The organism is Shewanella sp. SM32, assembly GCF_025654235.1.
In the GTDB taxonomy this organism is placed as follows: Bacteria; Pseudomonadota; Gammaproteobacteria; order Enterobacterales; family Shewanellaceae; genus Shewanella; species Shewanella oncorhynchi.
On sequence record NZ_JAKKRO010000007.1, the window covers coordinates 47,302 to 73,175 of the forward strand.

Sequence of the window (25,874 nt, forward strand, 5' to 3'; positions counted from 1 at the left end):
TAAGTTTTAATGAAACTCGCTAAATTCCCGCCAACTTTCAGGATATTGTAAGTGCTCGGCTTCTGAAAGTGATAGCCAATAGGGGCGCCAAAAATAGCTGCACCAAAAGTCGATATTACCTTGAAGACTGCCGAGGGTATCGGGATCGATATTAGGAAAGCTTTCCCATGGATTGGGCGGGGCGGATTTGAATCTGATTAATGCTTCTAGCAAGGGTTTGTCATTGGTCACTAAGGTTATGCACACACCCGCAAAATCGTCATATTGGTTCAGTAATACGCAGGTCGCTTGGGTTGGATGTTCGATAAAACCGTTAAAGTTGACCGTTTGCTCGGGCAATGTGTTAAAGCCTGCCTGGCTAAGTAAAGTGTTTAAGGCCTCTTTCCCCTGGTAAGTCAGCAAGCAATGTAATTGATAAGCAAAAATATCTGCTCTGTCCATAGGTACAACGAGTGGATAGGTTTGTATGATTGGCAAGCTGATATTGGGCATCTGGGTTTGATGAAAAACAGTGTGTAACTCAGTTTGTGGCCTAGATTGCTTGAGGCTATCACTATTACGCACAAGGCGTTGTTTAATCCAAGTTAATACTGACATTATTGTTATTTCTCAGTGAACCTTACTGGTGAATGGCGTATTTGCGGATTCTGCTATCGGGGATGCTGTGATTTCCGGGGCCTGCCATCTTAACCAACCTTTTACTCGAGGCGCATCAATATACCAGAGGCCGTTTTGTTGAATTAATGCCAACCGTTCGCGTGATTGGCCAAAGGGGCCGGGATTTTGCTGGGCAATTTCAATACTGCTATCGGTAACTGAGGCAATGATTGCAACGTGACCGTAGGGGTTAAATATCCATGGAGAAAATACGAGTAGATCATCCTGCATAGGTTTGGTCTGACTCGCATTAGTGTATTGCCACATAGCACGTTTTTCATTCCACATGCCATCGCTTAACTTGTTATCAAAAAAGTCTCTAGCATGGCCTAAAGCGTCAGGCATTTTATGCTGGTAGCGTTGGTAAAAGTAGCGCTTAACAAATTCAACACATTGATATTGAATACCTAAGTTATAACCATCTATAGATAGGTTACGTCCTGAATGGGTATTAACTCCTCCGTTATAATAGATATTAACCCCGTTTAGAGTGTCGATGACTTCTCCTACTTGATGGTGGGAATTAAAGTTAATCCGAGTTATCAGACTGTAGGCACAGTATACGAACCCCATCAGTATCGCGAAAAAAGCTAATAGAATGGATAAGCGTCTAATCATCTTTAGTACGGCAAGCTAAAAAGAGTTGTTGAGTAAGATACTTATCTCACTTTCGGGCTGCGTATTTTATGTTCTGAAGAACATGGACGTCTAGGGTGTGGGTTTTATATTGGCACAGGTTAATACTTTTGTGTGATCTAAGGCTATCTAAAACAAAGGCCGCATTAGCGGCCTTTGTTATTTTGGCGGTTAGAGTAAAGCGGTTGCGAGTAGATAACCGACAGCCGATGCTGTCGCTACACCGATAAAGCCTGGAATGATAAAGCTGTGGTTAATAATGAACTTACCTATTTTAGTCGTACCTGAACGGTCAAAGCCGATACAGGCCAGATCACTTGGATAGGTTGGTAGCACGAAATAACCGTAGCTTGCAGGGAGGAAGGCGATTAAGAGTTTTGGATCGACCCCTAAGGCGAGTCCCATAGGTGCGATTGCTGTGAGTGCTGCCGCTTGGCTATTAACAAGCTTAGAGATGAGAAACAGCACTAAGGCATAGGTCCAAGGCTGGCTTTGTACTACATGGGACAGGTTTTCCTGCAGTACATCCATATGGCTGATGAAGAAAGTATCGCTCATCCACGCCACACCAAATACTGAGAAAATTGCCACCATGCCCGCTTTAAAAACGGGACCGTTAGAGATGTTAGTCGGTTTGACTTTACAGGTCATCAGGATAAATGCACCTGCAATTAACATCATCATCTGGATCACTAAGTTCATCGAGAGCAAGGTCGACTTACCTTTAACGTCAAAGGCGGGACGCAATTCACTAAATGAACCTAACAGTACCACAGCAGCGATAGCGGTGAAGAAAATCCCCGTTGCCCAGTAAGCTTCCTTCGGATATTTTTGATTTAACAGGGTTTCGCTTTTGTCATAGATAAAGGCTCTTTGGACTGGGTCTTTTATGCGTTCTTGAAACTCTTCGTCTTTATCTAAATCTTTACCACGACGCAGACTCCAAAGTGCAGCAGCCATGACACCGCAAAGTGATGCTGGCACTGACACCATTAAAATTTCGAGCAGATTGTAAGCGCGGCCTACACCCTGTTGTGATGCCAGAATCGACACCATAGACACTACCGCTACCGACACGGGCGAAGCACAAATCGCCATTTGTGAAGCGACAGATGCCACCGCCATTGGGCGTTCTGGGCGAATATTTTTCTTCAGCGCGATATCGGAAATAATCGGGAACATGGTGTAAACCACATGACCAGTACCGCAAAGGAAGGTCAGCGTCCACGTGGTCAATGGCGCCAGAATCGTGATGTATTGTGGATGACGGCGCAGTAAGCGCTCGGCATACTGCATCATCACATCTAATCCACCCGCGGTTTGCAATACGGCTGCACAGCCAATGACTGCAAGTATGGTTAGCATAACTTGCACTGGCGGTTGTCCCGGCGCTAAACCGAAAACAAAAATCAGTAAAAATAAGCCAATACCGCTGATGAGGCCGAGTCCCATGCCGCCGTAGCGGGTACCTAGCAGTAGGCAGCTAAGCACTACTATAAATTCCATTAAAATCATCCGATTTACCTCTGCGGAACTTACCGCTTAGCTATTAGTTGAGTGATGAGTGTCTTCAGGAACATTCTGCGGAGTAAAAGTGTTTGAAAAATTGCGCTGGCGCATGGTGTAAATAAAAAATGGCATTAGTTTTTTCGGAAATTTGACCTAACGCTAGAAACACGTGGCGATAAGTTGCATTCTGGTTACGAGTTTTACGGATTGGGCTAACGCTTTGAGCTCACTCCGTTTAAAAGAACGATAACAATACTCAAGGATAAGCCCGTGAAACCTGCCACCTTTAATACCGAAGCCTTTGATGATTGGATCCGCAGCCGCTTTGTGGAACTCAATTCCGAGCTAGAACAGCTTTACTACCAACAAACAGATCGGGCCAATGTGCTCGATATCGGCGCAGAAGCTAAGTTGGCGCTGGAGAGCGAAGGGCGAGAGTTGATTAAGACCTTGCTCGATGAGGGGAATACTGATGAAGGTTTCGACAGTGCCTTCGATTTACTCGGCAATGTGGGCTTGTATATGGCGGCCTGTCGGCGCCATGAAATTACCGAGCCCTCGCGGGAAACAACATCGCCATTAGCTGAGGCTTCTGCGCTCGCCATGCATATTGGCGCTTCAATAGGCGTCACTCCGCGCTTTGCCACCGCACATTTAACCACTCACAATCGTGCCCACAATGGCATTTATAAGCGCTTTACCGATTTGCCCGCTGAAAAGTTGTTTGTGGATTACAACACTAAAGGCATTTTGGCCTATAAACGCGCCGCCGATGCGCTATTAAAGATCCAGCCTTTGGGCATTTCCCATCCCATCAGTCACGATTTACTGCGAGTCGCTAAACAGGCCTTGCAGGATGTGATTGAGTCGAATACCCAATTATTTAATCGATTAGATACTGACCGTTTCTTTTACTGTGTTCGCCCTTACTACAAACCTTATCGGGTGGGCTCGGTCATTTATCGTGGCGCCAACGCTGGGGATTTTGCGGGGATTAATGTCATCGATTTAACGCTAGGTCTTTGTTTTGCAAACGAAGCTTCCTACTCGCAAATGCTGGTGGACAAGTTTTTGTACATGATGCCAGAGGATCAACAGATATTGCGTGAGTGCATGCGTCGGCCGAATTTGATGGATGACTTCCTGCAGGCAAAAGACTGCTCAACCCAAGATTGGTATCAAGAAAACTTGCGACTCTTTATCGAAGTCTGCGAATTACATGGCGAGACTGCGATTCAGCATCATAATGAGTTAGTAACTAAATATATTGCTGAGCCTTCGACAAGTATGGAGCAGCAGCATTTAGCTAAAGTTACCGCGAGTGGTCCGCCACTGCATGTGCTACTCGGCTCATTGGAGCGACTCAGAGACAGACGCGCCGCCGCTCAGCGCAGCGATATTCGGACTCGTTATTGTGATATTAAAAAACTAAAAGAGAGTTTGAGATAACACTATGTTTGAAGATTTTAAAAAGGACTTTTACCTAGCAGGTCCAGGATATCTATTAAACCATTCCGTTGGCCGGCCATTAAAATCGACCGAGCAGGTCTTTAAAGAAGCCTTTTTTGCGCCTTGGCAGGAGTCGGGGCGTGAACCTTGGGGCCAGTGGCTGGGTGTGATTGATGATTTTACCTTTGCTTTATCTAAGTTATTTAACGGCCACCAAAAGGATTTTTGCCCTCAGGTCAATCTTTCCAGTGCGCTGACTAAAATTGTCATGTCCCTCGACAGATTGAACCGCGAACACGCCGTTGTGTTAATGAGTGAGATTGATTTTCCCAGCATGGGTTTTGCCCTTAAAAAAGCGCTGCCTGCCAGTTGCGAAGTACGCTTTATTCCTAAAGGGCTCGATATCACCGACCCTAATGTGTGGGATGCGCATATCAGCCGCGATGTGGATCTGGTGTTTGTCAGCCATGCTTACTCGAATACGGGGCAGCAGGCGCCATTAGCCAATATTTTCACTATAGCCCGTGAGCGAGGTTGTTTGAGCTTAGTGGATGTAGCGCAATCGGCGGGGATTATTCCGCTGGATCTTGCGCGCCTACAACCCGATTTTTTAATCGGTTCGAGTGTGAAATGGCTCTGCGGCGGCCCTGGTGCTGCCTATCTTTGGGTTAATCCCGCCATATTGGATAGTTGTCAGCCTAAGGATGTTGGTTGGTTTAGCCACGAGAATCCGTTCGAATTTGATATCCATGATTTTCGTTACCAGCATTCCGCACTGCGCTTTTGGGGAGGGACACCATCAATCGCGCCTTATGCCATTGCCACCCATAGCATTCATTATCTTGCTGGTTTAGGTACCCCGTTGCTGCGTAAATACAATCAGCAATTGATTGATGCTGTGGCGCAAGAGCTCGACCATGAGTTTGTGTCGCCGCGGGATACTGAAAAGCGTAGCGGCACGCTTATTCTGCAGTTTGGTAAACAGCAGCATCAAATGATGGCGGCATTGGCGAACGCGAATATTAGTGTCGACGCCCGCAGTATGGGGATCCGGATTTCTCCGCATATTTATAACAATATGGCCGATATCAAATTGTTACTTGATGTGATTAAAGCAAATCGCTAACTTAAATGATTTAAAATGGCTTACTAGGCTAGGTTGTACTACGTAATGACAACTAACAAGGCACAACACTCTGGGAGGCAAACCGCGACATGGTCGTTCCCGTATGCCGGCGTTAACTCACCGTCACACAGGCAACTTGAGGTTATTTATTGGATGCGATCATGCTTAAATCTTATAGTCATAGCGGCAGACCATAGGTCGCGGGGTGTGGAGCTTGGGATCGCTGGGCGTGATCGCTAAATCTGCAGGTAGCATAACAGTATCGATGATCAACGCACTGCTCATATCAACGAGTGTCAGCGGGATGGTAAAGAGCAGCAAGGGCGGGGCCGCCAACGCGGAGATAATCATACACTCCTCGCCATTATCAACAGCCGTTTGAACACTAGAGAAAGAGTGGCCCCAAGTTGAATCTTCTCCCATCCTCGACGTTATCGTTGCACATCCCGTGAGAGAACAGCACACGACCAACCAAGTCAACCAACGCATAACCACTCCATTGTTTATATGTGAAAAACTGCATTGCTTCGGTATGATCTACTCACTTGATCAACTGAGAGCGTTAGTGATGTGGAACCAGATCTGGTTTCATTTGACGCCAACCTGTTCTGTTTCAACAGCTTGGCATTCTAACTATATGATTATATCTGTCAATTATTCATCAACAGAAACGAGATACAACCAAGCTCAATAACCTAGTTGTTAACGGCGACTATTGTTTTGGATTGGTATTAATCATGGAGGTTTGTATGCCGTGCCCTCGCAGAACTCAGATGAGTTTTGAACATACTCTTTAAAATCAGTCTCCACTTCCCTCACTGGCCATCTAGCTACTTTTATTACTTTCCTTAAAACTGCTTCAGTAAATATTCGCTTGAGGGTAGGCCGAGAGCATATTATGTTGCTGATTTAAAATGGATGGCTGGATTTACTGCTTAGCGATGACCACGCTACAAGTAGAGTCTACCGAGAGGTAACAGGATGAACAATAAAGCAGCGCCGCAGCTGTCGGCGTCGACAGAGCAAGACACACAACCGTTGAACGACAGCCGGTATGAAGATCTGCCGCGCAGTGAGTACCTGCAATTACCCCAAGAGGAGCAAGACCGGCTCAATAAGCTACGTCAGCAGCGGGTGCGTGAGGCACCCACCCTCTATGAGTGGGATATTAAGGTAGCGACCGTGTATGGCATGGGGTGGCTCGTTGTCATTATTCCCTGCGGGATAATGGTGCTGATTGGCTTGGTGGCGTACTGGTCTGAGTCTGACCAATGGTATGGTTTTTTTTTCATGGCACTGATTTTTGCGCCATTTATCCGCTACCTCTGGTTGGCCGACAAACAGTACCATTATCGGCTCACCACCGAGGGGTTAGTTACCACCTATCATGACGTTATTCCGGATGCCGCCTACGCGGTAGTGCGGGGGCTGGCTTGGTTTGGGGTGGTGGTTTGTATTGTCGGGGTGGCTTTTTTAGGCCCGGCCGCCTTGGTCGGCGCGGGTGGTTTTGCCGTGATGGCATTTTTCTTCACAGGTTTTAAAAATATAGAGACAACTTATGAGAGTCCTATAAAAAATGGGCATCGTCATTTGATTAAGGTAACGCGGAATCGTCCATTTATTGCCTGCCAATCGGATGTACGAACAATGGGCTTACGTGCAAGTATCCGTTTTCATTGCCCATTGGATAAGATGCACATTATCTTGTCATTGCTGATGACGCAGTTACCTGATTCTGAAATCCGTGTATTTAAAAATGAGCGCGTGTTAGATGGCGTACCATTTGCGTCATTTGAGTCAGGCGAACCTGCCCAACTGGCAGATTTTGCCCCTGAGAATACCCATGCCCTCTAACGCTTTCTTTCGCGCCTGTTATTGGCGTGAGATTCGGTGTCATCAGTGGCAGCTTTGCCACTAAGATGCTGGCAGGCCTTATAGCGGCAAGATCGTCAAGGGCGAGAAGACATTAAGTACGAGCTGTGTGGGTAGGTTAACGATGACCGTGCAGTCCGTGGGCACAGCAAAGGAATAGCTATATGAATAAGAGAGCAGCGCCGCAGTTGGCGTCGACAGAGCAAGAGACACAACTGTTGGACGACAGTCGGTATGAAGACCTGCCGCGCAGTGAGTACCTGCAATTACCCCAAGAGGAGCAAGACCGGCTCTACAAGCTGCGTCAGCAGCGGGTGCGTGAGTCGCCCACCCTCTATGAGTGGGATATTCGGGTGGCGACTGTGTATGGCATTGGGTGGATCATGGTCCTTATTCCGTGCGGGATTACGGCTCTAGTTGGGTTGGTGACATACTGGTATGGATTTGAGCAATGGTATTATTTTCTCATCATAGTGATGATTTTTGGGCCATTTATGCGCTACCTCTGGTTGGCCGACAAACAGTACCATTATCGGCTCACCACCGAGGGTTTAGTTACCACCTATCATGATGCTATTCCGGATGCCGCCTACGCGGTAGTGCGGGGGCTGGCTTGGTTTGGGGTGGTGGTTTGTATTGTCGGGGTGGCCTTTTTAGGCCCAGTAGCGCTGATTGGTGCAGGTGGTTTTGCCGTGATGGCATTTTTCTTTACTGGTTTTAAAAATGTAGAAACCACCTCAATAAGTGCTATCAAGCGTGGACATCCCCACATGATAAAAGTGACCCACAAGAGGCCATATATATCGTGTGATACAGACAGGTTTTATTTCGGATATTATTCAAATCTCGACTGTTATTGCCATCCCGAAGATATGCATAAAGTGTTGTCGCTACTGATGAAGCAATTACCGGGGTCGAAACTCTTTTTATTGAAAAATGAACGAATAGTTGGTCTCTCTAAAGTTGGCACCCGTGACGGCGAACCAGTCCAATTGTCAGATTTTGCCCCTGAGAATACCCAGCCCAGTTAACGTTTTTCTTGCGCCTATTATTGGCGCGAGATTCGGTGTCATCAGTGGCAGCTTTGCCACCAAGATGCTGACAGGCCTTTCGCGGCAAGGTCGTCAAGGGCGAGAAGACATTAAGTACAAGCCGTGTGGGTAGGTTAACGACTACCGTGCAGTCCGTGGGTACAGCAAAGGAATAGCTATATGAATAAGAGAGCAGCGCCGCAGCCGTTGGCGTCGACAGAGCAAGAGACACAACCGTTGGACGACAGTCTGTATGAAGACCTGCCGCGCAGTGAGTTCCTGCAATTACCCCAAGAGGAGCAAGACCGGCTCTATCAGTTGCGTCAGCAGCGGGTACGCGAGGCATCGACCCTCTATGAGTGGGATATTCGGGTGGCGACTGTCTATGGCATGGGGTGGCTCGTTGTCATTATTCCCTGCGGTATAATGGTGCTGATTGGCTTGGTGGCGCACTGGTATGAGTCTGACCAATGGTATGGTTTTTTTTTCATGGCACTGATTTTTGCACCATTTATCCGCTACCTCTGGTTGGCCGATAAACAGTACCATTATCGGCTCACCACTGAGGGGTTAGTTACCACCTATCATGACACTATTCCGGATGCAGCCTACGCGGTAGTACGGGGGCTGGCTTGGTTTGGAGTGGTGGTTTGTATTGTCGGGGTGGCCTTTTTAGGCCCAGCAGCGCTGATTGGTGCAGGCGGAATGGCTCTGGGGGCATTTTTCTTTACTGGTTTTAAAAATGTAGAAACCACCTCAATAAGTGCTATCAAGCGTGGACACCCCCACATGATAAAAGTGACCCACAAGAGGCCATATATATCGTGTGATACAGACAGGTTTTATTTCGGATATTATTCAAATCTCGACTGTTATTGCCATCCCGAAGATATGCATAAAGTGTTGTCGCTACTGATGAAGCAATTACCGGGGTCGGAACTCTTTTTATTGAAAAATGAACGAATAGTTGGCCTCTCTAAAGTTGGCACCCGTGACGGCGAACCAGTCCAATTGTCAGATTTTGCCCCTGAGAATACCCAGCCCGGTTAACGTTTTTTCTCGCGCCTATTATTGGCGCGAGATTCGGTGTCCATCAGTGGCAGCATTGCCACCAAGATGTTGACAGGCCTTTAGCGGCAAGGTCGTCAAGGGTGAGAAGACATTAAGTACAAGCCGTGTGGGTAGGTTAACGATGACCATGGAGTACCGTGGGCACAGCAAAGGAATAGCTATATGAATAAGAGGGCAGCGCCGCAGTCGGCGTCGACAGAGCAAGAGACACAACTGTTGGACGACAGTCGGTATGAAGACCTGCCGCGCAGTGAGTACCTGCAATTACCCCAAGAGGAGCAAGACCGGCTCTATCAGTTGCGTCAGCAGCGGGTGCGAGAGGCGCCCACGCTTTATGAGTGGGATCTTAAGGTAGCGACTGTGTATGGCATGGGGTGGATCATGGTCCTTATTCCGTGCGGGATTACGGCTCTAGTTGGGTTGGTGACACGCTGGTATGGATTTGAACAATGGTATTATTTTCTCATCATAGTGATGATTTTTGGGCCATTTATGCGTTATCTCTGGTTGGCCGACAAACAGTACCACTATCGGCTCACCACCGAGGGGTTGGTTACCACCTATCATGACGTTATTCCGGATGCCGCCTACGCGGTAGTGCGGGGGCTGGCTTGGTTTGGGGTAGTGGTTTGCATCGTTGGCGTGGCGTTGTTAGGCCCGGTCGCCTTGGTCGGCGCGGGTGGTTTTGCCGTGATGGCATTTTTCTTCACCGGTTTTAAAAATGTAGAGACAACTTATGAGAGCCCTATAAAAAATGGGCATCGTCATTTGATTAAGGTAACGCGGAATCGTCCATTTATTGCCTGCCAATCGGATATACGAACAATGGGCTTACGTGCAAGTATTCGCCTTCATTGCCCATTGGATAAGATGCATATTATCTTGTCATTGCTGATGACGCAGTTACCTGATTCTGAAATCCGTGTATTTAAAAATGAGCGCGTGTTAGATGGCGTACCATTTGCGTCATTTGAGTCAGGCGAACCTGCCCAACTGGCAGATTTTGCCCCTGACAATAAACAGCCTAGTTGAATAAAGCGTGGACACTTAACAATAATGGCGCGGTAGTTAACTTCCGACTATATAGGTGGTTTTTCTGCTGCATCCATGTTTAGTTTAGATCGTTTTTTAACCATCTATTTCTATTGTTGCTGTTGCCGCGGTGTCTGGCGTGCCTTCTCTGAATGATAAAAGAGTGGTTGGCGATGATGCCTATTTAGAGAACAACGCGATGATTGAATCAGAATAAAAGTTGTATATACCTTCAAAATACAAAAAGCCTCGATAGCGTTGCTATCGAGGCTTTTATATTTTCTGTATCAATTACATAAAGCGAGCTGGTTGTATAGCGCTAGCCATTACAGGCTGTAGTACATTTCAAACTCAAGTGGGTGAGTTGTACGTGCTACGCGCTCAGCTTCTGCTGTTTTCAGTACGATATAAGATTGGATGAAATCTTCACTGAACACGCCGCCTTTAGTCAGGAACTCATGGTCAGCTTGCAGATTTTCAAGGGCGTTTTCTAATGACGTTGCCACTTGTGGGATTTCAGCCGCTTCTTCTGGAGGCAGATCGTATAGATCTTTGTCCATCGCTTCACCTGGGTGGATCTTGTTTTGGATACCGTCAAGGCCTGCCATCAGCAGCGCTGCGAAACCTAAGTATGGGTTTGCATGTGGATCAGGGAAACGTGCTTCGATACGACGGCCTTTAGGGCTTGGTACCACTGGAATACGGATTGATGCAGAGCGGTTACGTGCAGAGTAGGCCAACATAACAGGTGCTTCAAAGTGTGGCACTAAACGCTTGTAAGAGTTAGTGCTTGGGTTAGTGAAAGCGTTCAGCGCGCGAGCGTGCTTGATGATACCACCAATGTAGTACAGCGCCGTTTCACTTAAACCTGCGTATTTGTCGCCAGCGAACAAGTTAACACCGTCTTTCGCCAGAGATTGGTGAACGTGCATGCCGCTACCGTTGTCACCAACGATGGGTTTAGGCATGAAAGTCGCAGTCTTGCCATAAGCGTGTGCCATGTTGTGCACTACGTACTTCAGAATTTGGATTTCATCCGCTTTCTTAGTCAAGGTGTTGAAGCGAGTGGCGATTTCGTTTTGACCTGCAGTCGCCACTTCGTGGTGATGCGCTTCAACCACTTGGCCCATTTCTTCGAGCACTAAACACATAGCGCTACGTAGATCTTGTGATGAGTCAACCGGTGCAACTGGGAAGTAACCGCCTTTAACAAATGGACGGTGACCTGTGTTGCCGCCTTCGTAGCTAGTGCCTGAGTTCCAAGCCGCTTCTTTAGCGTCGATCTTAACGAAACAACCTGACATGTCAGTACCGAAACGGACATCGTCAAATAGGAAGAATTCTGGTTCTGGTCCAATCAATACAGTATCAGCGATACCAGTAGAGATCAGGTAAGCTTCTGCTTTTTTAGCAATTGAACGTGGGTCACGGTCGTAACCTGTCATAGTGCCGGGTTCAAGAATGTCACAACGGATCAGCGCTGTGGTTTCTTCGGTGAAAGGATCCAGTACGAATGTCGTTGGATCTGGCATCAGTACCATGTCTGATTCGTTAATGCCCTTCCAACCTGCGATAGAAGAACCGTCAAACATTTTGCCGTCTTCGAAGAAATCAGCATCTACCTGATGAGAAGGAATAGATACGTGCTGCTCTTTACCTTTAGTGTCGGTAAAACGTAAATCAACGAACTTAACTTCTAATTCTTCAAGTTGCTTTAAAACTGATTCAACTGACATTCTCAAGCCTCCGGTAGGGTAAAGGGATGCCCCTTCTATAATCTTTTAACTCAAGTGATTTATCTTGAGCCAAACTTACGAGCTATATAGCGATATCCATGCCAATAATTTAACTTACTGATTAACATGGTTTAAAATCTTTGCTGCACTTAATTGGATTCGCGTGTGCACCATAATAGTGCTTTTGTCTGTGGCATTTTGGTGCATTACTCCATTTTGGTGCGCACTGAATTGATTCATGCAAACCTTAAGCTGGGATGCACAGCGATAACATGCACCGCTTATATGGCACTGAGATGGCAATAATGCTTTGGCTTTCACTATCTCAGTAAGTACCGCCTCTGTGAAGCTCGCACATACTTGCAGCACTGCACGGGACTATTTACCACCGCATAACCGCCGCATAATTGTCATAAAACCACGCTAGTCTGTCCAACTATGCCACGCATTATCAATCCAATAGTGGTTTATTATCATATTATTAGGAAAGAGTTCGTTCTCATGTGCGAAATGTCTTTGCTGTTCACAGGCCAAGTGAAATCAGTGATGCGTAAAAGGTATCCCGTGACAATGAAGTGAGTCTTAATGCCATCGGGTGTAAACGCCAACATGAACGTTAGATTAAGTGTGCCGCAGAATTTATTGCAGTGTGTTCACGTGGTAATTTCTCTGTGTCTAAGTCGATTTTGCTGATGCTTAAATCGACATTAGCAGTGCTAACATTGAATACGAAAAATAGCAAATTCAGCTGCTTAACTCGGATTTTTCCTATGAATATGGCAATTAAACAGAGCGTTAACTCTGGCTACAGAGGATTTCACTCAGTGGATGATTGGCGGAAATTACCCAAGGATTGGCGGATTGTTTTATAAGTGTTCAAAAATAATCCTGTGCGCCAAGGCCGCTCTGGAGTAGAATGGCACGCTTTTTATTGTGGTAGATCGAGCTAGATCACCATAACGAATTACTGAAATATCCCTATTTTTGTTTGATGGTAAGAGGTTTATCCGTGCTAGAGAATTTACGTAACATCGCCATTATTGCACACGTTGACCATGGCAAAACGACCCTGGTAGACAAGTTGCTGTCACAGTCAGGCACCCTTGCAACCCGAGGAGAAGCCACTGAGCGGGTGATGGACTCCAACGATCTTGAAAAGGAACGTGGGATCACGATTCTGGCAAAGAATACTGCCATCAAGTGGAACGACTACCGTATTAACATCGTTGATACCCCAGGCCACGCCGATTTCGGTGGTGAGGTTGAGCGTGTTCTGTCTATGGTTGACTCAGTATTATTGCTAGTTGATGCCGTTGACGGTCCAATGCCACAAACTCGCTTCGTAACGAAGAAAGCGTTTGCTCAAGGCTTAAAGCCAATCGTTGTTATCAACAAAATTGACCGTCCAGGTGCACGCCCAGATTGGGTTATTGACCAAGTATTCGACCTGTTCGATAACTTAGGTGCAACTGACGAGCAGTTAGATTTCCCGATCGTTTACGCTTCTGCGTTAAACGGTTTTGCAACTTTAGATCCGGATGTAGCGAGCGATGATATGACGCCGCTGTTCCAAACTATCGTTGAAAAAGTATCTTTCCCAGATGCTGACGCCGAAGGCGCGTTCCAGATGCAAATTTCGCAAATCGACTACAACTCATACGTGGGTGTTATCGGTATCGGCCGCATCAAGCGTGGTAGCGTTAAAACTAACCAACAAGTGACTATTATTGGCGCTGATGGCAAAACTCGTAACGGTAAAATGGGCCAAGTATTAGGTTACATGGGTCTAGACCGTACTGAAGTTGAAATTGCTAACGCTGGCGACATCGTTGCTATCACTGGTTTAGGCGAGCTGAAAATTTCTGACACTATCTGTGCCGTTGGTGCAGTAGAAGCTATGCCACCTTTGACTGTTGATGAACCTACTCTGACCATGACTTTCCAAGTTAATACTTCACCTTTTGCAGGTAAAGAAGGTAAGTATGTGACTTCACGTAACATTCTGGAGCGTCTGCAAACAGAATTAGTCCACAACGTGGCACTGCGTGTTGAAGAAACAGAAAGTCCAGATCGCTTCCGTGTATCTGGCCGTGGTGAATTGCATTTATCAATCTTGATTGAAAACATGCGTCGTGAAGGTTACGAGTTAGCCGTATCACGTCCAGAAGTTATTCTGAAAACTATCGACGGTGAACTGTGTGAACCATTTGAAACCTTGACTGTTGACGTTGAAGAAGAAGATCAAGGCACAGTAATCGAGAAATTAGGTACCCGTAAAGCTGAAATGAAAGACATGCAGCTTGATGGTAAAGGTCGTGTACGTATCGACTTCATCATCCCAAGCCGTGGTTTAATCGGTTTCCAAACTGAGTTTATGACTGCGACTTCTGGTACTGGTCTAATTTATCACTCATTCGACCATTACGGTCCACATAAAGGTGGCGATATCGGTCAACGCGCTAACGGCGTATTGATCTCTAACGCAACGGGTAAGGCATTGACCTTCGCACTGTTCGGTCTACAAGATCGCGGTCGTCTCTTTATCGGCCATGCCGCTGAAGTATACGAAGGCCAAGTGGTTGGTATTCACGCTCGCTCAAACGATCTGACAGTTAACTGTTTGAAAGGTAAGCAGCTGACCAACATGCGTGCTTCTGGTACTGACGAAGCCCAAGTGTTGACTACGCCAATCACAATGACACTTGAGCAAGCGCTTGAGTTCATCGATGATGATGAATTAGTTGAAGTAACGCCTAAGAACATTCGTGTTCGTAAGAGACACTTGACTGAAAACGATCGTAAGCGCTTTAACCGCGGTTAATGCCAGCCTGTTAATTCAGGTGACACGCCCTTAAGGTGAGTCAATCGGTTTAAAAAGCCCTGCATAGGAAACTGTGCAGGGCTTTTTGTTGGGATAAATTGAGTAATGGGTATTATTAGTCCTCATCCATCACCCGTATGCAATTGCGCCCTGCGGATTTTGCGCGGTAGAGGGCGGCGTCCGCTTGGCGAACGAGTTCTAAAGCATTTTGTTTGTTAGAGGGTTGCAGATAGGCGACGCCTGCGCTCACTGTTACAATCCCAAGGTCGGTATTTGCATGCGGAATGGCAATGGCAATGGCTTGGATCAGTTGATGGATGTGCTGTGCTATCTCAAGTACGGTTTGATTATCGACATTTGGTAATAGAATGACAAATTCTTCGCCGCCGTAGCGAGCGACTAATTCGCCCGCTCTGCGACCGGACTGGGACAGTGTACTCGCTAATTGTTTAAGGCAATCGTCTCCGGCGAGGTGCCCATAGTGATCGTTAAATTGTTTAAAGTGGTCAATATCGAGCATGATTAGGGCCAGTGAGGAATTGCTCCTTTGTCCCCGACTCCACTCCGTTTGTAACATCATGTCAAATAGGCGGCGATTGCCGATATTGGTTAAACCGTCGGTATTGCTGAGTATTTCAAGTTGCCTATTGGCTTCTGCCAGTTCACTAGTTCGAGCTGTGATCATGGATTCAAGTTCGACGTTACGTTCCTCTAATCGCGCAATCGGGTAAATTTCCCCTTTGTGGGCTAAGCCGTAGGGGATGGATATGCCGCTGTGGACAATCATCCAGTCGTTGTTTTCTCGGTGAAATATCAACACTAGCCGTGCTGTCTCGCGGGAAAGCATAGGATTAGGGATCGGTAAGTGGATATGAAAAAAGGCAGTCACAACCACGAGGTTGTCGGCAAGGTCTTGTAAAGAAAGATCTAACATTTCGATGTGGATTCGCTCAGGCACTTGTGCAAAGTCCTGACGAGTGATTAGCACCCATTCTTCTCTGCTGGTGACAAGCTGATCACTGCTCCCTGCATAGCCGCTAAAGTTATCACTAAAGCGACGAGTTAGCCTGTCATCACGGGAGGCATACATCTCAATATATTCGTCAAATAACGAATGGATCAATTGCTGTCGGTCGGGTCGCATAGGTTAGCTCCGTTGGGGAACATAAAACCATTTTCCTAATATCCGTATAGGAATATTATCTGCGATAAAGTCTAGCTGTTGCCTGATTGTAATCAATTTTATGACGTATATATTAAAAATACTGCAGAGAGCGATGTAAGCCATTATCTGCAGTATGCTTTGGGGATATTATCTAGTGCCCAATTCTATTAATCACTTGGATCAATTCCATGCGGATGTTGTCTGGTGTTTGGCTATGCCAGAAACCTGCTAAGTAAGCGCCCAGCGGTAGGATAAATAATGCGATAAGCACTAATGCGAGCAATCCCTTATGACCTAGCCTGTGGCCGGATTTCAGTCCAAGGCCGAGGGCGGCGGATTTAGGGCAAGCCGCGACACAGCGCATGCAGGCTTGGCACTCGTCACTGCGAACCGTGGTTTTAGTGTGCACTATGATGTTTGCTGGGCAAGCGCGGGTGCACTTGTCGCATTTCATCCCTTTTGCTTCGATAAGGCAGTGCTGGGTATTGCGGCGAATTTTTAATGGGCTTGCAAAGCTTAAGATCCCAAGCATAGCACCATAGGGACACAAGTAACGGCAGAATCCCTGACGACGCCATGCCGCTAAAGCGAGGATCAGCGCAAATACCAGTAGCGTGATTAGGCTGGGTGTTAGGAAGAACAATGCCATCTTCAAGTCGGCAATCTTATGATAATTACCTTCAAGATAATGGGGGATGGATTGTGCTGGCATACCAATGACTATGTAGCAAAGTGCTAGGAGTAATAGATATTTCAACATTCGCAGTGGCCAATCTAGCCAAGCGGGTGGTGTAAGCTCTGATTTAATAAAGCGTTTTCTAAAGGAATACAGGTATTCCCCTGCCAAACCTAATGGGCAAGCCCAACCGCAAAATGCCCGCTTGCAGAGTAAACCTGTGAGTAATACCGCCGCTAGCATGACTGCTGCCGCAGGATGGGTTTGATCCCACAAATTGAGGCTGATAATGGCTTTAAGCTCAATGCCACCCGCAATCGGTAAAAAGGCATCGACTACGTCTGGGCGCATTAGCCAAGGTGTGATTCCTTGCTTAAGCAGTACGGTATTGATTGTGTATTGTATGGCAACCAGCAAGAGCGATAGCGCTAAAACATGTTGAGTCCCTTCACGAAGGGTATTGATTTTAATTTCACCCTTGAGTGCATCAGGCGCAAATTTATGCCCAAGTAGCATCAGTGGTAGTGCAATAAGAAGCCCGAGAGCCAGTGGCCAATAAAGACTCATTGCCACCGCACCGATACTGAGCAACAGAGTGGCGACAGCGCCCCATTTCTGGCCGCTCCAATAGCTGAGGGAGGCGAGATACATGAGTGCCAACATCAGCGTGAGTGATTCGATAAAAGTCATAGTGATGAATACAGCTAATAAGTTACAAGTACAGGCTCTGAGTGGTGAACTGAGGATAAGTTTTTGAGTAATAAGTGAAATTGTGCGTCAGATCTAAGATTCGCGCTATCAATCAATTAAAGCGCGCCATAGCTCACAAAGCTAAGTGTTTTAGTCTTGCACAAATAAAGTATGGCTTGCAGGGACAGCGTGCGAGGTCACACAAAGAATAAAAAGCCCCAGCAATTTATTTTGCTAAGGCTTAGGCGTTCAGTGGGGCATTTGGATTAATTTTTTGATTTTTCGAGTGCTTCGATAAATTTGCTCGATTCGTTAATCGAGGTGTTCATCTCTTTAATCAGGGCCGAAATATCGGCTTGCAGACTCGCAAATTCGCTTTTAATCGCACCAATGGCTTGGGCGTTCAAGTTATGCTTGAGATACAGCATATTGTCTTTCATAGCGGTGAGTATCGGCGGCATTTTCGACTCGGCACGGCGCATACTTTTAATCAATTGTTCATAGGCGCGGCGCGTTTCTTTGAGTTTAGCTTCACTGTTGCGGCGTAGATTAGCTTTACTGATCTCGCTAATTTCATTTTGCCACTCATCGAACAGGGCTTCGGCTACATCTTCGACTTTATTGATGCGGTTGCTGACGTTATCGGCGGCACTTTGAGCCGATTCGTATTCATCTTTGGCTCTGCTATAGGCTTTTTCTAAGTTGCCATCACTGTAATTGAGCAGTGCTTGCATTTCTTCTAGGGCTGAGCTGAACTCTTTTTGAGCATCCTGTTGGGATTTTTTCGCATCTTTAACTCTGTCGACCATAATATCGCGTTTATGGTAACCGACCTTTTCCATTGCGCCGTAGTAGGCACTCTGGCAACCACTAAGCAGGAGACTTGTGGCAATCAGCCCTGAAGCTATCAGTCTTTTCATTGGGTGTTCCGTCGCTGAATGAAATTAATTAATCGGCTTTAAATCGAGCCGCATCGATAATGCTCCACAGATGAAAGATAGCACCTATTACCGCGGGCACAATCAGCCACCAGAGGGCATAACCCACCACTGTGATAATGAAAAATAACAGTGCGGCCATTATTCTGCCTTGCAATAATTGGCCTAGCCCAGGAAAAAATAGGCTAGCAATAGCGGAAATAACGTTACCTGCAGATCCTTGTTGAGACATCAATTCACTCCTTAGACTTGTAAATTAAGTGTTTATTGTACGAAGATAACGAGTCTATACCAACAGAATCAAGAGAAACCCGTGACTAAGAAGATAGAACTGGCACAAATTCGCGCCTTATTCCTCGGGATCTGGCACTTCCTGCTGCATTTGAGACGGCGTTTAGTTGAAGATCAAATCAATATCCGCGCCGGACATTTAGCCTATGTCACACTGTTGTCACTCGTGCCTATGGTGGCGGTGACTATGTCTATGCTGTCAGCTTTTCCGGTATTTAAGGGGATACGTGGACAGATAGAAGGTTTCGTTTATCAGAATTTTTTACCCGCCGCTGGCGATACTGTGCAAGTGTATATCAATGAGTTTGTGGCCAATGCCTCTAAGGGGACTGCGGTCGGGATTGCGGCCTTAGTCGTGGTTGCCATTTTGCTAATTTCCGCCATTGATAAATCGCTCAATAACATTTGGCGTACTAAAGAGAAGCGTTCAGTGGTGGTGGCTTTTTCTATGTATTGGATGGTCATCACTTTGGGCCCGGTATTGGTGGGGGGCAGTTTGGTCGCCACTTCCTACGTGGTGTCACTGAAGGTCTTTGACGGTCAGTTGTCGGGTGTGGTGCCCGTGTTTCTTGAGCGTTTACCTATGCTTTTCTCAGTTGCGGCATTTTTATTGTTGTATATGGTGGTGCCTAATCAAAAAGTGAAGTTTCTACATGCACTATTAGGGGCGATTGTTGCCGCAATATTGTTTGAGTTAGGTAAAAAAGCCTTTGCTTTGTATGTCACTCAGTTTCCGAGTTATGAAGCGATTTATGGTGCTTTAGCCGTGATCCCCATTATCTTTGTCTGGGTGTATTTATCGTGGATGATAGTATTACTCGGCGCGGAAATTACCGCCGCTATGCCTGAGTATTTAGATTATGAGTCGAGCTCAGATGATGACGAAACCGCTCTGAATGCTAAGCCCCTAGAAAATGCCTCCCAAGATAATTCCGCTGCGGTGTTAACTTCGGCTGAGGTGACGGCACTCAAGGCGGTGGCTAAATCTGAATGACCCCATTAGAGGATTATTAATGGCGATGACACTCAATGCCTGAATCCTTCCCATCTTTTATCCGTCGCGACTGGTTTAACGTTGGCAATGGTCAGCAATTGCATCTGGCGCAATACGGTAATCCACAAGGTATCCCACTGCTGTATTTGCACGGCGGTCCGGGAGCGGGTTGTGATATCGGTGATTTAGCTTTATTTAATGGCGATCAATATTGGATTTTGCTTTTAGATCAACGCGGTTCTGGACAATCTTTACCCTTTGGCGATTTAGCCAACAACCATCTCACTGGTTTGATTAGCGATATTGAGGCGATTCGCCTCGCATTGGGTATTGAGCGTTGGTGTTTAGCAGGTGGCTCTTTTGGGGCCACATTAGGCTTAATTTACAGCGGATTATTCCCAGAGCGGGTGATTGCACAGGTACTGTGGGCGTTATTTATTCCATCCAAAGAAGGTCTCGACTGGCTCTATGGCGCTGACGGCGCTGCAAAATTGCAACCTGCTGCTTATCGACTCTTCAATGACATTTTTCCGGTTCAGTTATCGCTGACTGAACTGCTGGATTCGTACCATCAAGGTTTGGCATCGGCAGATGAAAATGTGCGATACCATTTTGCGCGGCGTTGGGTACAGTGGGAGTTGCAGCTTGCGGGGGCGAGGTTAGTGCTACCAAGGCTGTTACCCGAATCCGTATTAGCATTAGCCAATATCGAGTTACACTTTGCTCGACATAATTACTTCAATGCGATGAATGTGTTACAGCGCGTGACGCCTAGAGTGAAGGCGCGTAGTGTGTTATTGCAAGGAATGCAGGATGCAATTTGCCCAGCGACGCTATTACGCGATTTTTTGGCTGGGTTGGAGCATGCTATTACAATTCAATCTGTTGTCGATGGCGGACATATGCTCAATAGTGAGTCTTTGTTTTTGGCGGTTACAGCAGAAATCCATGCTATGTGGTCGTGGATACATCAAAGGGAAATACAATGAAAACATTGTTCATCAGTGCCAGTTTACTCGGATTAACCGCCTGTGCCGCTACGGCGCCCTCGCAAACCAGCGCGATTGACCCAGTGGCGACTCAGGAGGTCGTGAGTGCCCCTGTCGCGCCCAAAGTTGTTGAACTCGGTGGGTTGACCAATGAAACTGCCGCTGATCGCTTGTACCAAGCGTTGATTGACGCAAATTATCTGGCCACCCAAGTTGCGCCGACGAAAGTCGCGGTGCAGTTTGGCAATAACCAATTCTTGCTTGAGCCGAGTATCAATTCAGCGGGTATTGACCGTATTTTAATGAATCGCTTCTATGCTGTGCACCCGCAATTGCAGGCTAGCCAAGAGTTGCCTGCCGTGATTGGCACCTTAAATCAGAAGCTTAATTTTGCCAAGTTTGTGTTGTTGGACCAAGGCGCGGTGATCCAAGTGCAAGGTACAGTGACCTTTGCCGACCGTATTGAAATAGAAGAGTTACGTCGTTTTATGCTGTGGACTAATGGCGGCTTAGCGCAGGTCGTACAATCTTTGCCTGATGGCGTAGAGCAATATATCCGCCCGCTCCCGCTAATGCCGCAAATGGTTCCCGTTAAGCCTTAATCTAAAAGGAAAAGTTGTGATTGCGTTAATTCAAAGAGTGAGTCACGCCAGTGTGGTGGTTGATAACCAAACCTTAGGTGAAATCAACAAAGGCTTGTTGGTTCTGCTCGGTGTCGAGCAAGAAGATACCCGCGAGAAGATGGAAAAGTTGGCGACTAAAGTCATGAGTTATCGCGTTTTTTCCGATGAAAATGGCAAGATGAATCTCAATCTAGAACAAGTCGGTGGGTCTTTATTAGTCGTGTCACAATTTACCTTGGCCGCTGATACAGGCCGAGGCTTGAGGCCGAGTTTTTCAGGGGCGGGTACGCCGGAACAAGCTTTAGGCTTGTATGAAGAGTTTGTCGCATTCTGCCGCGCTAAGGGCGTTCACACAGAAACCGGACAGTTCGGCGCCGATATGCAAGTGTCCTTAGTCAATGATGGCCCAGTGACCTTTAATCTGCAGGTGTAGCTTCTATCGTGATGTTTATCTAGGGGTCTAGGTGATGGGGGCTAGGCATAATCAATGTCGCTTGTACCAAGAGGGAGTATTAAGGGAATGCACATGGATCAATTACTCATTAAATTACGCCAGACTTGGCACAGTACGATCCCCGTTAGCGAGTTTATGCAGATAATGCCACTCGATTACAGCGAGGGAGAATTTCGAGTCACAGCGCCGATGATGCCCAATATTAATCTGCATCAGACCATGTTTGCGGGCAGCATTTATACCTTGATGACCTTAACAGGCTGGGGTGCAGTCTGGCTAAATCAACAGTTGGTGGGCGTGGCGGGTGATATTGTGCTCGCCGATGCCCATATTCGTTATCTTGCTCCTGTGACTTGTGACCCTGTGGTAAAAGTACAATGGCCAGATGTGGATCTCAGCCCGTTACAAAGGGGGCGCAGGGTTAAGGTGAAGCTGGAAGTGCAATTGTATTGTATGGATTCACTGTGTGCGGTTTTTGAAGGCCTGTATGTTAGTACGTCGAAAGTATGAATGCGTCGAAAACAACTTAGTGTATTTGTATGTCGAAGGTGACGTATAACCTTTCTAAAAAATCGAAGCTAATCTCAGATTTTATCCGCTTTATTTCTTTTTTATGGGCTAATACACTAGCGTCATAGAGTTGAGATATTCCATCTGACTCTGAGTCATTTACCTATTTTCGGAGCAGATTATGTCTAAAGTCTTAATTTTAAAATCAAGCATTCTTGGCGGTTATTCACAATCTGCCGTGTTAATTGACCACTTAGCGAGCCACTGGGGAAACCAAGGCGCCGCTATTACAGTACGTGATTTAGGCGGTAAAGACGTACTGCCTATGGTAGACGGTGAAATCGCTTCTGGGTTACGCGGTGGTGCAGAATTATCGGCACGTCAGCAAGAAATGCTCGCCTTATCAGACACCTTAGTCGCTGAATTAAAAGCGAACGATACGATTGTTATCGCTGCACCTATGTACAACTTTACGATTCCGGTTCAACTTAAAAACTGGATCGATTTTGTCGCCCGTGCTGGTGTGACTTTTACTTACACTGAAACGGGTCCAAAAGGATTAGTGGAAGGTAAACGCGCTGTGTTAGTGACGACCCGTGGCGGCGCTCACAAAGATGGCCCAACGGATCATGTTGTACCTTACTTGAAAACGGTTTTAGGCTTTATGGGGATCACCAATGTTGAAGTGGTTTACGCCGAAGCGCTGAACATGGGTCCTGAAGCCCACGACAAAGGCATGGGCGAAGCGAAACACAGTATCGATCAGCTGAAAGCTTAATTGTTCCGTTGATTAGCTGAGTCATTTGATTTAGCTGAATAAATAATGCCAGCCCTTAATAGGCTGGCATTTTTGTATGTGCATTTCAGCTAAGCACGCTTTGCTTAAGTGGCTAGGTTTGAGCAACTAGACTCGAGCGGCTAGGTTTAAGTGGCACGCTAAGCTGTTTATTCGCAAAGGCTGCAGCCTTTGGCGAGGGTGCTTGTCTCAACATAACGCACCTTAGTGCTGGCTTGGTCACGATTACGACTGATGCTAAAGCGTGCAGGGCGTTCAGTTTCAAGCGGCTTTTCAGCAGGGTTAACCTGTGTGGCTTCAAACTGTAACGCTTTGGCATGATTCGTTTTATGCATACACCACCTCGCAGATATCTAAGTCATCACAATATACAGACTGGCCTGATTAGCGCCGCACAACCAAGGCTTAAATTAGCTCGGCTGGCAGCAGACTAAATCTTTAAGCGAACCACCATTTACCACGCAGCTAAAGCCATTGGCCTTGAGAATGTCGCAGCCCTTTTGTGCTCGAATCCCTGCGCCACAGTAGAGCACGAAGGGATGTTGCTTATTGTCGACTTGATGTAACCATTGGTCGAGTGTTGGCAGTGGCACATTAATGGCTTGGGGCAAATGACCTGAGGCAAATTCCTCCGGCGAACGCACATCAATCACCCGTGCGCCTTGTTCAATCAATTGCCAACATTTTTCGCCCGAGTGGCTGCCGGATAACTTAGCCAGTAAAGATTGAAACATAGCATTGCCCCTACCATTAGAAAATTTTAAATAAGTTTATTCTAATGAATTGGTGAGTGCAAGCACTGCAGATTATCGGCAGTGAATGGTTTTTGGCATTGCTGACACTAGACAAATAGTTAGAGGCTAGACACATTAGCTCGTTGGTAGTGAATGATGTCGTGGAATACCACGGCTTGCTCGTTTAGATTGCGATAGCCATGGGGTTTGTCGGCCGCAAATCGTACCGCTTCACCTTGCTTGAGTGTTTGCCACTCGCCATCGACTAGCACTTCCATAGTACCGCTCAAGACAATGACATGCTCAGTGACACCCGTTTCATGGGGCTCAGAAAGGCGCTCATAGTTTGGCAGCAGGGTGAGTTCAAACATCTCAAAACCGAAGCGCTCTTCAAAGGGGAAGAGTGAGGCGACTAGCATGCCGTCGGTGGCGGGTTGTTGGCGTAACTCGTCGGGCTTACGGAATACTGCGCCTTGGCTCTGGGGTGTGGGTTCGAGAAAGGTCGACAGCGAGATATTGAATCCACTGGCTATTTTCCATAGCGTCGCAATGGTTGGGCTTGATTCACCGCGCTCGATTTGTCCTATCATGGCCTTGCTGACGCCCGTCTCTTGAGCGGCTTTATCTAAACTCCATCCTTTTTGGTTGCGAAGTGCTTTAAGCGTGGTGGCGAGATAGCTGTTTATCGTCTGCACAATGGCCCCATCATTTTTATGAAAATTTAGTTTGTACGTTATAACGCACAGGTGTTATCTTGTCCATCTCGTACGTTATAGCGCACAAAAGCTATCTTGTTCATTTGATAAGTGATAGCGCACAGCGTGGTGGCGACAGCAATTGCAGAAAAATGGAGTGGATATGTGGCGAGATGCAGGGAGTTTATCAAAAATATCAGCGGGTTTTATTGCGGTATTAGTGGGTTATAGCAGCTCGGCTGTGATCATCTTTCAAGCGGCGGAGGCTGTGGGGGCGACACCGGCACAGATCAGTTCATGGTTGTGGGCTTTAGGTGTGGGCATGGGCGTGACCAGCATAGGATTATCGCTTTACTACAAGAATCCAATTCTTACAGCTTGGTCAACACCGGGCGCGGCGCTGATGGTGACAAGCTTAGCGGGGTTGAGCGTAAACCAAGCCATAGGCGCTTTTCTGGTGAGTTCGATTTTAATCACTCTTTGCGGGGTGGCGGGCTGGATGGATAAACTTATCCGTATCATGCCGCAGTCGGTGGCTTCCGCCATGTTGGCGGGGATTCTGCTGCAATTTGGCCTAGGGCTATTTCAGGCGATGCAAACCCAGCTGAGTCTAATTTTGATCATGTTGTTGGTGTTTGTCGTCGTTAAGCCTTTTGCGCCGCGTTACATCATCTTGCTGACCTTGCTGGTGGGCATAGGCATGAGTTTTCAATTAGATTTGCTCAAGCTAGATGCGGTTCAGTTGCAACTGGCGATGCCGGTGTGGACTACACCTGAGTTTTCGTTGGCGAGTGTGATTGGCGTAGCATTACCGCTGTTTGTGGTGACTATGGCCTCGCAAAATATGCCGGGCGTTGCTGCGCTGCACGGTAATGGTTACAGGCCACCCATTTCACCTTTGATCACGAGCACAGGGTTAATAGGGGTCATTCTCGCGCCCTTTGGCGGTTTTGCCTTTAACTTATCCGCCATCACAGCGGCGATTTGTATGGGTAAAGAAGCAGATCCGAATCCCGCGACTCGTTACTGGGCGGCGGTGTGGGGCGGGGTATTTTACTTTATCACTGGGTTACTCGGTGCCACTGTGGTTGGTCTGTTTTCCGCTTTCCCGAAGGAATTAGTTCTGGCCATCGCCGGATTAGCCCTGCTCGGCACTATCGCCAATAGCCTGACCGCCGCATTAGCTAAAACCGAAGATCGCGAAGTGGCAGTGATCACTTTTTTGGTCACGGCATCAGGTTTTAGTGTGCTGGGCATCGGCAGCGCATTTTGGGGGCTGTTGCTTGGGTTTATTATCCATTGGTGGAACGGGCACAGAACTGCATCAGTAGTTAAGCGAGCGAATACTTAACTGCAGCAAAGCGCCTTAGAGATGAATT

The 25,874-nt window shown here is 46.9% G+C and carries 26 protein-coding genes; 14 read left to right on the forward strand and 12 right to left on the reverse strand.

The annotated features are described in order from the left end of the window. Window positions 1-6 precede the first annotated feature (6 nt). The 3 genes from L5M10_RS04560 to L5M10_RS04570 form a co-directional block, all read right to left on the reverse strand. Window positions 7-597 carry a hypothetical protein gene (locus L5M10_RS04560; protein WP_263237563.1) on the reverse strand — a complete coding sequence of 197 codons (591 nt, stop codon included), beginning with the start codon at window positions 595-597 and terminating at the stop codon, window positions 7-9. Window positions 598-609: 12 nt separating this feature from the next. After that, complete coding sequence (locus tag L5M10_RS04565; protein ID WP_411568907.1) at window positions 610-1,230, reverse strand: CHAP domain-containing protein; 621 nt, start codon at window positions 1,228-1,230, stop codon at window positions 610-612. A gap of 234 nt (window positions 1,231-1,464) precedes the next feature. Next, window positions 1,465-2,808: an anaerobic C4-dicarboxylate transporter gene (locus L5M10_RS04570; RefSeq protein WP_105251110.1), complete on the reverse strand. Its 1,344-nt coding sequence runs from the start codon at window positions 2,806-2,808 to the stop codon at window positions 1,465-1,467. 264 nt (window positions 2,809-3,072) lie between these two features. Here L5M10_RS04570 and L5M10_RS04575 point away from each other — a divergent pair, with 264 nt between their 5' ends. Together L5M10_RS04575 and L5M10_RS04580 are read left to right on the forward strand one after the other, a co-directional pair. Then, the gene (locus L5M10_RS04575) at window positions 3,073-4,251 is read left to right on the forward strand and encodes a PrnB family protein (protein WP_263237559.1); all 1,179 of its coding nucleotides are present in this window, start codon (window positions 3,073-3,075) and stop codon (window positions 4,249-4,251) included. A gap of 4 nt (window positions 4,252-4,255) precedes the next feature. Beyond that, window positions 4,256-5,377, forward strand: coding sequence for an aminotransferase class V-fold PLP-dependent enzyme (locus tag L5M10_RS04580; protein WP_263237558.1), 1,122 nt, complete (start codon window positions 4,256-4,258; stop codon window positions 5,375-5,377). A gap of 165 nt (window positions 5,378-5,542) precedes the next feature. On the opposite strand, the gene L5M10_RS04585 is transcribed toward L5M10_RS04580, so the two are convergent. Then, entirely contained in the window at window positions 5,543-5,866 is a 324-nt protein-coding gene (locus L5M10_RS04585; protein WP_105251113.1) for a YceK/YidQ family lipoprotein, read from the reverse strand. Window positions 5,867-6,358: 492 nt separating this feature from the next. Here L5M10_RS04585 and L5M10_RS04590 point away from each other — a divergent pair, with 492 nt between their 5' ends. The 4 genes from L5M10_RS04590 (at window position 6,359) to L5M10_RS04605 (ending at window position 10,383) form a co-directional block, all read left to right on the forward strand. Next, window positions 6,359-7,231, forward strand: a complete 873-nt coding sequence (locus L5M10_RS04590) for a hypothetical protein (protein WP_263254922.1) — start codon at window positions 6,359-6,361, stop codon at window positions 7,229-7,231. A 182-nt stretch (window positions 7,232-7,413) separates the two neighbouring features. Beyond that, a complete protein-coding gene (locus L5M10_RS04595) occupies window positions 7,414-8,280 on the forward strand; it encodes a hypothetical protein (protein ID WP_263254923.1) in 867 nt (288 codons plus the stop codon). A 180-nt stretch (window positions 8,281-8,460) separates the two neighbouring features. Next, window positions 8,461-9,330 carry a hypothetical protein gene (locus tag L5M10_RS04600; RefSeq protein WP_263254924.1) on the forward strand — a complete coding sequence of 290 codons (870 nt, stop codon included), beginning with the start codon at window positions 8,461-8,463 and terminating at the stop codon, window positions 9,328-9,330. A 183-nt stretch (window positions 9,331-9,513) separates the two neighbouring features. Next, window positions 9,514-10,383 carry a hypothetical protein gene (locus L5M10_RS04605; protein WP_263237554.1) on the forward strand — a complete coding sequence of 290 codons (870 nt, stop codon included), beginning with the start codon at window positions 9,514-9,516 and terminating at the stop codon, window positions 10,381-10,383. A gap of 326 nt (window positions 10,384-10,709) precedes the next feature. Here L5M10_RS04605 and glnA read toward each other — a convergent pair whose 3' ends face one another. Next, on the reverse strand, window positions 10,710-12,119 hold the full coding sequence (gene glnA / locus L5M10_RS04610) for a glutamate--ammonia ligase (protein ID WP_113941334.1): 1,410 nt from the start codon (window positions 12,117-12,119) through the stop codon (window positions 10,710-10,712). 1,009 nt (window positions 12,120-13,128) lie between these two features. Here glnA and typA point away from each other — a divergent pair. Further along, window positions 13,129-14,940, forward strand: a complete 1,812-nt coding sequence (gene typA / locus L5M10_RS04615) for a translational GTPase TypA (RefSeq protein ID WP_105251119.1) — start codon at window positions 13,129-13,131, stop codon at window positions 14,938-14,940. 115 nt (window positions 14,941-15,055) lie between these two features. Here the strand turns inward: typA and L5M10_RS04620 are convergent, their stop codons facing one another. From L5M10_RS04620 to L5M10_RS04635, 4 genes are all read right to left on the reverse strand, one after another. Continuing rightward, window positions 15,056-16,084, reverse strand: a complete 1,029-nt coding sequence (locus tag L5M10_RS04620; RefSeq protein ID WP_263254925.1) for a GGDEF domain-containing protein — start codon at window positions 16,082-16,084, stop codon at window positions 15,056-15,058. A gap of 172 nt (window positions 16,085-16,256) precedes the next feature. After that, the gene (locus tag L5M10_RS04625) at window positions 16,257-17,471 is read right to left on the reverse strand and encodes a 4Fe-4S binding protein (protein WP_105251123.1); all 1,215 of its coding nucleotides are present in this window, start codon (window positions 17,469-17,471) and stop codon (window positions 16,257-16,259) included. Window positions 17,472-17,737: 266 nt separating this feature from the next. Further along, a complete protein-coding gene (locus L5M10_RS04630; protein WP_263237551.1) occupies window positions 17,738-18,391 on the reverse strand; it encodes a DUF2959 domain-containing protein in 654 nt (217 codons plus the stop codon). A 28-nt stretch (window positions 18,392-18,419) separates the two neighbouring features. Further along, a complete protein-coding gene (locus L5M10_RS04635) occupies window positions 18,420-18,641 on the reverse strand; it encodes a hypothetical protein (protein WP_006079786.1) in 222 nt (73 codons plus the stop codon). 81 nt (window positions 18,642-18,722) lie between these two features. Here L5M10_RS04635 and L5M10_RS04640 point away from each other — a divergent pair, with 81 nt between their 5' ends. The 6 genes from L5M10_RS04640 (at window position 18,723) to azoR (ending at window position 23,048) form a co-directional block, all read left to right on the forward strand. Continuing rightward, entirely contained in the window at window positions 18,723-19,694 is a 972-nt protein-coding gene (locus L5M10_RS04640; RefSeq protein ID WP_263185240.1) for a virulence factor BrkB family protein, read from the forward strand. A gap of 35 nt (window positions 19,695-19,729) precedes the next feature. Next, complete coding sequence (locus tag L5M10_RS04645; RefSeq protein ID WP_168826472.1) at window positions 19,730-20,683, forward strand: alpha/beta fold hydrolase; 954 nt, start codon at window positions 19,730-19,732, stop codon at window positions 20,681-20,683. Then, complete coding sequence (locus L5M10_RS04650) at window positions 20,680-21,285, forward strand: hypothetical protein (protein ID WP_263185239.1); 606 nt, start codon at window positions 20,680-20,682, stop codon at window positions 21,283-21,285. The genes L5M10_RS04645 and L5M10_RS04650 overlap by 4 nt, the downstream gene beginning before the upstream one ends. A 16-nt stretch (window positions 21,286-21,301) precedes the next feature. Next, window positions 21,302-21,739, forward strand: coding sequence for a D-aminoacyl-tRNA deacylase (gene dtd / locus L5M10_RS04655; RefSeq protein ID WP_263174584.1), 438 nt, complete (start codon window positions 21,302-21,304; stop codon window positions 21,737-21,739). A gap of 93 nt (window positions 21,740-21,832) precedes the next feature. After that, window positions 21,833-22,270: a thioesterase domain-containing protein gene (locus L5M10_RS04660; RefSeq protein ID WP_212600267.1), complete on the forward strand. Its 438-nt coding sequence runs from the start codon at window positions 21,833-21,835 to the stop codon at window positions 22,268-22,270. Between the two features lie 181 nt (window positions 22,271-22,451). Next, window positions 22,452-23,048, forward strand: coding sequence for an FMN-dependent NADH-azoreductase (azoR, locus tag L5M10_RS04665; protein WP_212600268.1), 597 nt, complete (start codon window positions 22,452-22,454; stop codon window positions 23,046-23,048). Between the two features lie 167 nt (window positions 23,049-23,215). Here azoR and L5M10_RS04670 read toward each other — a convergent pair whose 3' ends face one another. The 3 genes from L5M10_RS04670 to L5M10_RS04680 form a co-directional block, all read right to left on the reverse strand. After that, the gene (locus tag L5M10_RS04670) at window positions 23,216-23,401 is read right to left on the reverse strand and encodes a hypothetical protein (protein WP_113941325.1); all 186 of its coding nucleotides are present in this window, start codon (window positions 23,399-23,401) and stop codon (window positions 23,216-23,218) included. Between the two features lie 75 nt (window positions 23,402-23,476). Next, on the reverse strand, window positions 23,477-23,800 hold the full coding sequence (locus L5M10_RS04675) for a rhodanese-like domain-containing protein (protein WP_105251132.1): 324 nt from the start codon (window positions 23,798-23,800) through the stop codon (window positions 23,477-23,479). Window positions 23,801-23,919: 119 nt separating this feature from the next. Further along, window positions 23,920-24,495, reverse strand: coding sequence for a helix-turn-helix domain-containing protein (locus L5M10_RS04680; RefSeq protein WP_263254926.1), 576 nt, complete (start codon window positions 24,493-24,495; stop codon window positions 23,920-23,922). Window positions 24,496-24,658: 163 nt separating this feature from the next. On the opposite strand from L5M10_RS04680, the gene L5M10_RS04685 reads away from it, so the two are divergent. Further along, window positions 24,659-25,846: a benzoate/H(+) symporter BenE family transporter gene (locus L5M10_RS04685; protein ID WP_131524016.1), complete on the forward strand. Its 1,188-nt coding sequence runs from the start codon at window positions 24,659-24,661 to the stop codon at window positions 25,844-25,846. Window positions 25,847-25,874 lie beyond the last annotated feature (28 nt).

What these genes read in the sequence shown, in the direction of transcription:
- L5M10_RS04570 (WP_105251110.1), bottom strand. Translation starts at nt 2,808, where the DNA reads ATGATTTTAATGGAATTTATAGTAGTGCTTAGCTGCCTACTGCTAGGT.
- L5M10_RS04630 (WP_263237551.1), bottom strand. Translation starts at nt 18,391, where the DNA reads ATGAAAAGACTGATAGCTTCAGGGCTGATTGCCACAAGTCTCCTGCTT.
- L5M10_RS04625 (WP_105251123.1), bottom strand. Translation starts at nt 17,471, where the DNA reads ATGACTTTTATCGAATCACTCACGCTGATGTTGGCACTCATGTATCTC.
- L5M10_RS04685 (WP_131524016.1), top strand. Translation starts at nt 24,659, where the DNA reads ATGTGGCGAGATGCAGGGAGTTTATCAAAAATATCAGCGGGTTTTATT.
- L5M10_RS04565 (WP_411568907.1), bottom strand. Translation starts at nt 1,230, where the DNA reads ATGGGGTTCGTATACTGTGCCTACAGTCTGATAACTCGGATTAACTTT.
- glnA (WP_113941334.1), bottom strand. Translation starts at nt 12,119, where the DNA reads ATGTCAGTTGAATCAGTTTTAAAGCAACTTGAAGAATTAGAAGTTAAG.
- L5M10_RS04635 (WP_006079786.1), bottom strand. Translation starts at nt 18,641, where the DNA reads ATGTCTCAACAAGGATCTGCAGGTAACGTTATTTCCGCTATTGCTAGC.
- L5M10_RS04585 (WP_105251113.1), bottom strand. Translation starts at nt 5,866, where the DNA reads ATGCGTTGGTTGACTTGGTTGGTCGTGTGCTGTTCTCTCACGGGATGT.
- L5M10_RS04590 (WP_263254922.1), top strand. Translation starts at nt 6,359, where the DNA reads ATGAACAATAAAGCAGCGCCGCAGCTGTCGGCGTCGACAGAGCAAGAC.
- L5M10_RS04580 (WP_263237558.1), top strand. Translation starts at nt 4,256, where the DNA reads ATGTTTGAAGATTTTAAAAAGGACTTTTACCTAGCAGGTCCAGGATAT.
- L5M10_RS04675 (WP_105251132.1), bottom strand. Translation starts at nt 23,800, where the DNA reads ATGTTTCAATCTTTACTGGCTAAGTTATCCGGCAGCCACTCGGGCGAA.
- L5M10_RS04670 (WP_113941325.1), bottom strand. Translation starts at nt 23,401, where the DNA reads ATGCATAAAACGAATCATGCCAAAGCGTTACAGTTTGAAGCCACACAG.
- L5M10_RS04660 (WP_212600267.1), top strand. Translation starts at nt 21,833, where the DNA reads ATGGATCAATTACTCATTAAATTACGCCAGACTTGGCACAGTACGATC.
- L5M10_RS04595 (WP_263254923.1), top strand. Translation starts at nt 7,414, where the DNA reads ATGAATAAGAGAGCAGCGCCGCAGTTGGCGTCGACAGAGCAAGAGACA.
- L5M10_RS04650 (WP_263185239.1), top strand. Translation starts at nt 20,680, where the DNA reads ATGAAAACATTGTTCATCAGTGCCAGTTTACTCGGATTAACCGCCTGT.
- L5M10_RS04620 (WP_263254925.1), bottom strand. Translation starts at nt 16,084, where the DNA reads ATGCGACCCGACCGACAGCAATTGATCCATTCGTTATTTGACGAATAT.
- L5M10_RS04605 (WP_263237554.1), top strand. Translation starts at nt 9,514, where the DNA reads ATGAATAAGAGGGCAGCGCCGCAGTCGGCGTCGACAGAGCAAGAGACA.
- L5M10_RS04645 (WP_168826472.1), top strand. Translation starts at nt 19,730, where the DNA reads ATGCCTGAATCCTTCCCATCTTTTATCCGTCGCGACTGGTTTAACGTT.
- azoR (WP_212600268.1), top strand. Translation starts at nt 22,452, where the DNA reads ATGTCTAAAGTCTTAATTTTAAAATCAAGCATTCTTGGCGGTTATTCA.
- L5M10_RS04600 (WP_263254924.1), top strand. Translation starts at nt 8,461, where the DNA reads ATGAATAAGAGAGCAGCGCCGCAGCCGTTGGCGTCGACAGAGCAAGAG.
- L5M10_RS04560 (WP_263237563.1), bottom strand. Translation starts at nt 597, where the DNA reads ATGTCAGTATTAACTTGGATTAAACAACGCCTTGTGCGTAATAGTGAT.